The 7,477-nt window shown below is 39.5% G+C and carries 17 protein-coding genes; 16 read left to right on the top strand and 1 reads right to left on the bottom strand.

Annotated features, from left to right (window positions below; all coding sequences use genetic code 11):
* Positions 1–192: 192 nt before the first annotated feature.
* Both K1J10_RS09590 and K1J10_RS09595 read left to right on the top strand, forming a co-directional pair.
* A complete protein-coding gene (locus tag K1J10_RS09590; RefSeq protein ID WP_223357100.1) occupies positions 193–399 on the top strand; it encodes a helix-turn-helix transcriptional regulator in 207 nt (68 codons plus the stop codon).
* A 20-nt stretch (positions 400–419) separates the two neighbouring features.
* Positions 420–1,139: an ORF6C domain-containing protein gene (locus K1J10_RS09595; RefSeq protein WP_125329595.1), complete on the top strand. Its 720-nt coding sequence runs from the start codon at positions 420–422 to the stop codon at positions 1,137–1,139.
* A 235-nt stretch (positions 1,140–1,374) separates the two neighbouring features.
* On the opposite strand, the gene K1J10_RS09600 is transcribed toward K1J10_RS09595, so the two are convergent.
* Complete coding sequence (locus tag K1J10_RS09600) at positions 1,375–1,647, bottom strand: hypothetical protein (RefSeq protein ID WP_125329594.1); 273 nt, start codon at positions 1,645–1,647, stop codon at positions 1,375–1,377.
* Between the two features lie 119 nt (positions 1,648–1,766).
* Here K1J10_RS09600 and K1J10_RS09605 point away from each other — a divergent pair, with 119 nt between their 5' ends.
* The 14 genes from K1J10_RS09605 (at position 1,767) to K1J10_RS09670 (ending at position 7,341) form a co-directional block, all read left to right on the top strand.
* Positions 1,767–1,916: a hypothetical protein gene (locus K1J10_RS09605; RefSeq protein WP_185776844.1), complete on the top strand. Its 150-nt coding sequence runs from the start codon at positions 1,767–1,769 to the stop codon at positions 1,914–1,916.
* 19 nt (positions 1,917–1,935) lie between these two features.
* On the top strand, positions 1,936–2,238 hold the full coding sequence (locus K1J10_RS09610; protein WP_125329593.1) for a hypothetical protein: 303 nt from the start codon (positions 1,936–1,938) through the stop codon (positions 2,236–2,238).
* 71 nt (positions 2,239–2,309) lie between these two features.
* A complete protein-coding gene (locus K1J10_RS09615; RefSeq protein ID WP_223357102.1) occupies positions 2,310–2,477 on the top strand; it encodes a hypothetical protein in 168 nt (55 codons plus the stop codon).
* Between the two features lie 26 nt (positions 2,478–2,503).
* A complete protein-coding gene (locus tag K1J10_RS09620; protein ID WP_223357104.1) occupies positions 2,504–2,755 on the top strand; it encodes a hypothetical protein in 252 nt (83 codons plus the stop codon).
* Complete coding sequence (locus K1J10_RS09625) at positions 2,742–2,951, top strand: hypothetical protein (protein WP_223357106.1); 210 nt, start codon at positions 2,742–2,744, stop codon at positions 2,949–2,951. The genes K1J10_RS09620 and K1J10_RS09625 overlap by 14 nt, the downstream gene beginning before the upstream one ends.
* The gene (locus K1J10_RS09630; RefSeq protein ID WP_317629286.1) at positions 2,948–3,265 is read left to right on the top strand and encodes a DUF3310 domain-containing protein; all 318 of its coding nucleotides are present in this window, start codon (positions 2,948–2,950) and stop codon (positions 3,263–3,265) included. Before K1J10_RS09625 ends, K1J10_RS09630 begins: the two co-directional genes overlap by 4 nt.
* The gene (ssb, locus tag K1J10_RS09635; RefSeq protein ID WP_223357108.1) at positions 3,255–3,668 is read left to right on the top strand and encodes a single-stranded DNA-binding protein; all 414 of its coding nucleotides are present in this window, start codon (positions 3,255–3,257) and stop codon (positions 3,666–3,668) included. Before K1J10_RS09630 ends, ssb begins: the two co-directional genes overlap by 11 nt.
* Before the next feature lie 11 nt (positions 3,669–3,679).
* On the top strand, positions 3,680–4,429 hold the full coding sequence (locus K1J10_RS09640) for a conserved phage C-terminal domain-containing protein (RefSeq protein ID WP_223357110.1): 750 nt from the start codon (positions 3,680–3,682) through the stop codon (positions 4,427–4,429).
* A 1-nt stretch (position 4,430) separates the two neighbouring features.
* Entirely contained in the window at positions 4,431–4,589 is a 159-nt protein-coding gene (locus K1J10_RS09645; protein ID WP_223357113.1) for a hypothetical protein, read from the top strand.
* 70 nt (positions 4,590–4,659) lie between these two features.
* Entirely contained in the window at positions 4,660–5,364 is a 705-nt protein-coding gene (locus K1J10_RS09650; RefSeq protein WP_223357121.1) for an ATP-binding protein, read from the top strand.
* On the top strand, positions 5,364–5,894 hold the full coding sequence (locus K1J10_RS09655; RefSeq protein WP_223357122.1) for a helix-turn-helix domain-containing protein: 531 nt from the start codon (positions 5,364–5,366) through the stop codon (positions 5,892–5,894). The genes K1J10_RS09650 and K1J10_RS09655 overlap by 1 nt, the downstream gene beginning before the upstream one ends.
* Positions 5,891–6,289 carry a YopX family protein gene (locus K1J10_RS09660; RefSeq protein WP_223357126.1) on the top strand — a complete coding sequence of 133 codons (399 nt, stop codon included), beginning with the start codon at positions 5,891–5,893 and terminating at the stop codon, positions 6,287–6,289. Before K1J10_RS09655 ends, K1J10_RS09660 begins: the two co-directional genes overlap by 4 nt.
* Complete coding sequence (locus K1J10_RS09665) at positions 6,282–6,809, top strand: DUF1642 domain-containing protein (RefSeq protein WP_223357128.1); 528 nt, start codon at positions 6,282–6,284, stop codon at positions 6,807–6,809. Before K1J10_RS09660 ends, K1J10_RS09665 begins: the two co-directional genes overlap by 8 nt.
* On the top strand, positions 6,802–7,341 hold the full coding sequence (locus tag K1J10_RS09670; RefSeq protein WP_223357130.1) for a DUF1642 domain-containing protein: 540 nt from the start codon (positions 6,802–6,804) through the stop codon (positions 7,339–7,341). Before K1J10_RS09665 ends, K1J10_RS09670 begins: the two co-directional genes overlap by 8 nt.
* The last annotated feature ends 136 nt before the right edge of the window (positions 7,342–7,477 follow it).

Genomic DNA, 7,477 nt, shown 5'->3' on the forward strand with positions numbered 1-7,477 from the left:
CCTCTATACTGTTTTTTGCAACTCTAGTATATCAGATGAACATGTCTTTTGTGTTGCACTTCATTTTACAACAGGGCAAAATAAAAAAATACGATAAAAACGCAAAAAACACTTGACATTGCGGTTTAACCGCATTATAATAGAATCATAGTTGAGTCACTCAATTATAAAAAATGTAGAAAGGACTGTAAGATGCAGAAAATGACTCTTAAAACATTGAGAACTCTAAAAAATTGGAGACAAGCGGATGCCGCCAAGGCTATTGATGTCTCTGTTGATACTTGGGGAAATTGGGAGCGCGGAAAAACAGAACCTACTGTAACCCAAGCTTATCAAATCGCTACTACTTTTGGTGTGTCTATTGATGACATTATTTTTTTACACAAGAATGCGGTTTAACCGCAAAAGAAAGGAGCACTATGAACGAAATTTTTAATTTTCACGGGCAGGAAGTCCGTACTTTGACAATCGATGACGAGCCTTGGTTTGTCGGGAAAGACATAGCAGAGATTCTTGGATATGTAAATTCAAGAGATGCTCTAGCAAAACACGTTGATGATGATGATAAGCTAACGTCGCAAATCGCGACGGCAGGTCAAATGAGAAATCAGACAGTCATCAACGAATCAGGATTATACTCTCTTATCTTATCTAGCAAATTGCCTCAAGCGAAAGAATTCAAGCGCTGGGTTACATCAGAGGTCTTGCCAGCTATTCGTAAGCAGGGTGGATTTATCCGTGAGGATTTGTCCGAGGATGCCTTTATCGCTTTGTTTACCGGCCAGAAGAAATTGCGTGAGCAACAGGCTACTATGCTGGAAGATATTGACTATCTCAAGAGCGAGCAACCGATTCATCCGAGCTATGCTCAATCACTACTGAAGAAGCGTAAGGCTCGTGTAGTAGCTTGCTTGGGTGGTATTGACAGTCCAGCTTACGCTGATAAAATCTTCGCTCAATCAGTATTCAGACAAGCTGAGATTGATTTCAAGGATCATTTTAATATCAGTCGCTATGATTTACTACCAAAGAAATTCGCAGAAGCAGCACTTGCTTACTGGATGACTTGGGAGCCAAGCACTAACACTAAGATGAAAATCATGGATTTGAATGCTTTTAACATAGCTCAGAGAGGATAAGCAGAAGATATTCAAAGGAGTATGTAAATGACAATTGAAGAAAAGATAACAATTAATAAATCCGATTTAGAAGAACTTATTGCAAAAGAAGTAGCTAAAAAATGACCGCACAATCAAACAAAAATAAATTTGTATAAGGAGAAATAAATGAAAATAAAATTAAAAAAAGAACTTGTTAAAAAACAAGTCCTTATATCAAAAGATGGGAAAACTATTGTAAAACTTAGTGATTCGATTATTCACTTCCAAAAGTAATTACAAGTTTACCATCAACAGTCTTGGAAATTGGCTTTCTATTAGACCAAACTTCGTGATCTTCACTTTTTACTAATAGAACTAAGCCATTTTCATGCACAGACAATAAATCAATAAATTTCTCATTATCTACTGTTGTAGCGAATTTCAAAACAGGCTTAGATGATGGATCAACACTATCTACATCTGAAGTTGAAAAACGATATGACAAGAAACTTACTTCATTAGGCAACATTTCATTAATATAATTCATAGATTCCCTCCTTTCGTATAAATTGACAGTCGATTTTCATAAGGAGTAAGAGGTCTTATTTAATCGTTTATGTCAATAGTAAGTTAACACAATAATATAGAAAGGTCATCGGTCTTAAGATGGATTTTGAAGATGAAATTATAAAGTTATCTGACTGGCTAATTGAACAATCAGAGACTTATAGAGAAGCTTTAATCAAATTAGAAAAGCTTACTAAAAATATTGCTCATGAAATAATTTTAAGAGCTATAGAACAAAAGACAAATTAAAGTTAGAAAGGAGACGGGAGTGTCACAATATCCTATTCTAAATCAAATAACTCAAACACATAACGAGAACTATATCAATCAGCTCTTTGAAGAACTCGTATCTCTAAATATCAAAGCCATGGAAGAAGCCCAAAGAAGAGCTAGTAGGCAAATCACATGGGTATCAATCAAGGCATTGCAGAAAGCAACTGGATGGGGCAGAACCAAGCTGGAAGAGTGGAGAGATCAAGGGAAATTCCAATTTCAACAATCAGGAAAAGGCGGGAAGTATCTCTATAATTTGGAAGATGTTCAACGATTCTGCCGAAGTTTACAAAAATAAAAAAAGCACCTTGAGAAAGGCACTTTTCAAAGAATTACATAATAATTATAACACAATTTGAAGGAGAAAAAATGAATCCTATTCAAAAATTATTGAAAATGATGGATTGGCAAGATGCCAACCGTCCGCTAAAGGTCGAAGAAAAAGCCGAATTGATGAAACTGACTGATATCGATTTTGAAGAGCGGTTACATCAAATGGCTGTAGATTTTAAAAATGATGGGGTAATTAGAATATGAGTCTTAAAAAACTAAAATATATGACAATGATGCTTCTGTTTTTCTTCCTGCTGTTTTCTGTCGTGATGATTAAGGTCTCATACGACCAGCAACAGAAGATTGAAGAACTGGAGCGACGTGTGCACTCGCACTCTGGAAGCATTGGACGCTGGGCCGAAATTGTCGGACGAATGGAAGAATCCAACAAGGCCCAAGATTTTATGATCAACAAATTCAACCGGGAACTATTCCCAGAAAAACCAACTGAGGTAGAGGTAGAAACTAATGACAACTATTGAAATTTTCTTGGTAGTAGCGTTTGCTACATATGCAGTACTTTCAGGCTTTGCGATCTTCGTATTGCGTGAAATCATCAAGAAACAAAAAGCAAAAATGAAATATTATAAATCCGCTAAGTATCAGCGTGAGCTTCTTAATAAACGTGCGACAGAGATCCACAAAAAGAATAGCGTGAAAGGAATGATGACAGCATGAGCGACAACGTACATAATCCAAAACACTACCAAGGTCGGAACGGCCTTGAAGCCATCGATGTCCATCGTAACTTTATGAATGATGAGCAGTTGACTGGATATCATTTAGGTAATCTACTTAAGTATCTGATTCGTTATCGTAAAAAAAATGGCATCGAGGACTTAGAAAAAGCCAAGGTGCACATGGACTGGCTGATTGAAAAAGAAAAAGCAATGCTTCTAAAGCTAGAGGCATTGACAAAGGCAGATCCATTGACAAAGCCAGATGCATTGACAAAGCCAGATGGATTGGTTGGAGGTGAAAATGATCAATAATGTTGTACTTATCGGTCGTCTGACTCGTGATCCAGAATTGCGGTACACTCTGACAAATATCGCTGCAACCCAATTCAATCTCGCAGTCAATCGCAACTTTAAAAACCAGAATGGAGAACGTGAGGCTGATTTTATAAATTGCGTGATGTGGCGACAACAAGCTGAAAACTTTGCAAATTGGGTCAAGAAAGGCAATCTTGTCGGCATCACCGGCCGCATCCAGACAAGAAACTATGAAGGGACAGATGGTAAGCGTGTCTATGTGACAGAAGTGGTTGCAGAGAGCTTCCAGCTTCTTGAGAAGCGAGACAATTCAGCTAATCAGAATTCAATGGCCGAGCAGATGCCACCTTCATTTGCAGGAGATCCAATGGATATCAAGGATGACGATTTACCATTTTAGGAGGTGACGAAATGGCACAAAGACGAATGTTCAGTAAGAAAATTACTGATACAGACCATTTTCTTGAAATGCCTCTATCTACACAAGCACTCTACTTTCACTTAAACATGGGAGCAGATGATGAGGGCTTCATCGACCGTGCTAGAACGATTCAACGGACAATTGGAGCCAGCAATGACGATATGAAAATTCTTATTTCAAAAGGCTTTCTAATCCCTTTTGAAAACGGGGTTGTCGTCATTCGACATTGGCGAATCCATAACTACATCCAGTCAGACCGATTCCAAACGACTATTTACCAAGAGGAGAAATCTCAATTGGAGTATGATCAGTCAAAAGTGGCAAATTTCAAAACTGGAAAGAAATGTATACAAAATGTATCCAATCCGGAGCCACAGGTTAGGTTAGGTAAGGATAGGTTAGATAAGGATAGGTTAACTACCTATAGTACTGATTCTGACGAATCACACGATGAGCCTATCCCTTATCAAGAAATTGTCGAGCATCTCAATAACACATGCGGAAAAGGATATACCCACACGGGGAAATCCACTCGTAAGTTGATCCGTGCTAGATGGAATGATGGTTTCCGATTAGATGATTTTAAAAAGGTGATCGATACTAAGAGCCGGGACTGGTTGAAGAATAAAGATATGAATAAGTATTTGAGACCAGAAACTTTGTTTGGGACAAAATTTGAAACCTACTTAAACGAAGGTCCTCGCTCTAATCGAAGCAGTAGCAATGACATAGGAGTTTAACATGATTACATTAGCAGATGTCATCGAAGCGTTTGAGAAGGAATTCTACCCTCTCAGCGATTCGATGAAAGAACGCATGTTAGCTCATCCTGATCCAAAGGCTGTGCTTGGTAAACTGGCACACCTTATGGATTGTGCGAGGTGTGGCCATGCAGGATAAGGAAGTAATTGTATTTGGCCGATGGGCCATGACGAAAATTGATAAGGTCTGCCCGAAACATGGTGAACAGATGTATGCGGTCGGACCGAATCAGGTCGAGGTGTGTCAGGCTTGTGGCAAAGAATCTATCGAACGTGACGAGCAGAAGACACAGCTGGAATACTGGAAGTTGGAAGACAAGCGGGCAGAAGCTAAACGGCTGGATGTGTTGTTTAATTCGTCTATCGTGAATGCTGAATTGAGAAATGCCACTCTTGGGAACTTCGAAGCAACAACTACTAGGCAGAAAGAAATGCTCTCGGCTGCTAACAGGATAGTGGATGAATATTGCAAGGGAGCGACCAACAATGTGCTATTTCTCGGGCCAGCTGGCGTCGGTAAGAGTCATCTTGCCTACGGGATCATCAAGGACGTATCAAATCGGACGAAGAAGCATGCGATGTTTATCAAATTGCCTGAGCTGTTGGCTAAAATCAGAAACGATTTTGGCAACGAGGAACAGACAGAGCAGAAGTGGATTGCTCGACTTTCAAAGGTTCCGTTCCTTGTCCTGGACGATTTGGGGCAAGAGAAGATTAGCGACTGGTCCAAGAGTATCTTATTCTCTATTCTAGACAACCGCAATTGCACGATTATCACAAGTAATCTCGAGAGTAGTGCTGATATCGAGTCAGTCTATAATCAAGCTATCATGGATCGTGCATGCAAGGGCGTTGACAAGGATCACGGATTTAAGTTCGACGGGATGACCAGTATGCGAAGAAAGCATTTTTGATGAGGTTGGCTATGGTTGAATTAGTGAAATACGACAGCGATCAACGTCAACGATTCCCGAAAAATTTGAACCGCCTTCGGAAAGAGCAGGGCTTGTCAAAGAACAGTCTCTCTCTACGACTTGGTTGGGCTTATAATACAATCACAGCTTGGGAACGTGGTAATTGTATGCCGAATCAAGACGCAATAGATGATCTGTGCTCATTCTTTGGGGTGACTGAAACAGATCTTCTTGGTTCGCCCGTCAAGCTCCGGACGTTCGCCTATTATCGAAAAGGCAAACTCACGGCCACGGGGACGCTACAAGAGATTGCAGATCAGACTGGAGTGAAAATAGAGAGTTTGCGAAGTCTATTATCCAAGTCGAAGAATCCCAAGGATGGATGGAAGACTTACCTCGTGGAGATCAAAGACGAGACTCGCTATACTATCGAATTTACGCAGACGTTCACGATCGACGAGATCGAACGGCACGGCCTCGGGTGGCTTCGAAATAATCCGCTAGCACGAATTGAGGAGGTATCAAATTGATTCCGAAATATAGAGCTTTGAACAGAGAAGAAGAAATGATGCTAACGTTTGACGACCATTGGGAATTAGGTGAATTCTTCTTAGGATTATATCCAGATGATGACTTTTGGGACTTGATGCTAGCCACTGGCGGCAAGGATAAGGACGGGGAAATAATCTTTGAAGGAGATATTATCTCAAGAGATGGTAACGAAGGGCTATTAGTTGTCAGATTCGGACAATACATAGAAAACGACAGTCTTGGCTATAAAATTTGTAGCACAGGGTTCTACTTTGAAACAAGGCGCAAAGGTGAAGAGCGGATGTTTTCGTTCGACTGTGCATTAAACCATCTTTGCAAAGTTATTGGAAACGTCTATGAAAATAAAGTTTTATTGGAGGCATGGGATGAATAAACAAGAGTTGACTAAACGGATAGAAGGTTTAAGAAATCTTTTCGGCAATGAGTCAAAATATATCGAAATAGACATGGTGATTAGACTTATTTCTGAATTAGAAGAACCGCAGAAAGTCCAAGTGCCGCAATTTGTGGCGGATTGGATTGAAGTGTGTAAAGAAAATTCGGCAATAGGATTATATAATGCTATGAACCCAGATTTTTTGAAACAGTGGAATAAAAGTGATGAACTTATTTCGTGGTTTAAAAAGACAAGAAATCAAATAACTTTCGCCCATGCTTGGCTTGACGGCTTCGAGGTCGAAAAAGAGAAGCGGTATTATGTAAGGCTAAAAGGTGTAGATGAAAATTATAATTACTTAAACCGGATTAATCATCTTGACGCTTGGTGTTTAGCGGAAATAAAAAAAGATAAAAAATTTCGTACAACTCACACCCGAAAAGAACTAGAAGATGCCAACTTTGGTTGGGTGTTTGATTGCCCAGGAATGGAAGTTGAGGAGGTGGAAGATGAATAAACAGGAATTGATAAAGAAGTACGAGGGTGCTTTTGAAAAACTCTATGTGTTCCCAGTCGTAACGATTAACGAAGTTTTGGAAGATCTGCGACAACTAGACGAACCGCAGAAAGTCCAAGTACCGAAGTTTGTGGCGGACTGGTACGAAGAACACAAATATGATTTTGAAACCAAGCTATTTAGAGCAATTGATCTAATCCCTAGCGACTACGAAGAAGGTGATTTGAGCGAATTTGAAGAATGGTTAGTAGATGAACACACAGCACCTTTCCAAACGCTTGTTAATATGCACCAATTCGGTTACGAGGTCAAGAAAGAAAAGCGGTATCTTGTGAAGATGAAAGGCATTGAAGGGCATAATAGTTATCTGAAATACAATAAGAACCTAAAGCATTGGTTTTTCGGGAGCCTCTTTATCTACAATAACGATGTAGATACAAGAACATACCACACCCTTAAACAACTAGAACAAGCCGGTTTTGGTGAGGTGTTTTATAGCCCACTATTTGAAGTTGAGGAGGTGGAAGGATGAACGAGCAGTTTGTTTTAGAACTAAAAAAATTATTGAATTGTTTTCCTGGATCATACATAAATCGATTCTGTCAATAATTTTGTGTAAACACTCAAGTAAAGTTGCGGAGTGTTAATCAAATAAGCTTTCAAGTGTG

Origin of the sequence: Streptococcus australis, from assembly GCF_019930045.1 — a bacterium.
Lineage (GTDB): Bacteria > Bacillota > Bacilli > Lactobacillales > Streptococcaceae > Streptococcus > Streptococcus australis_D.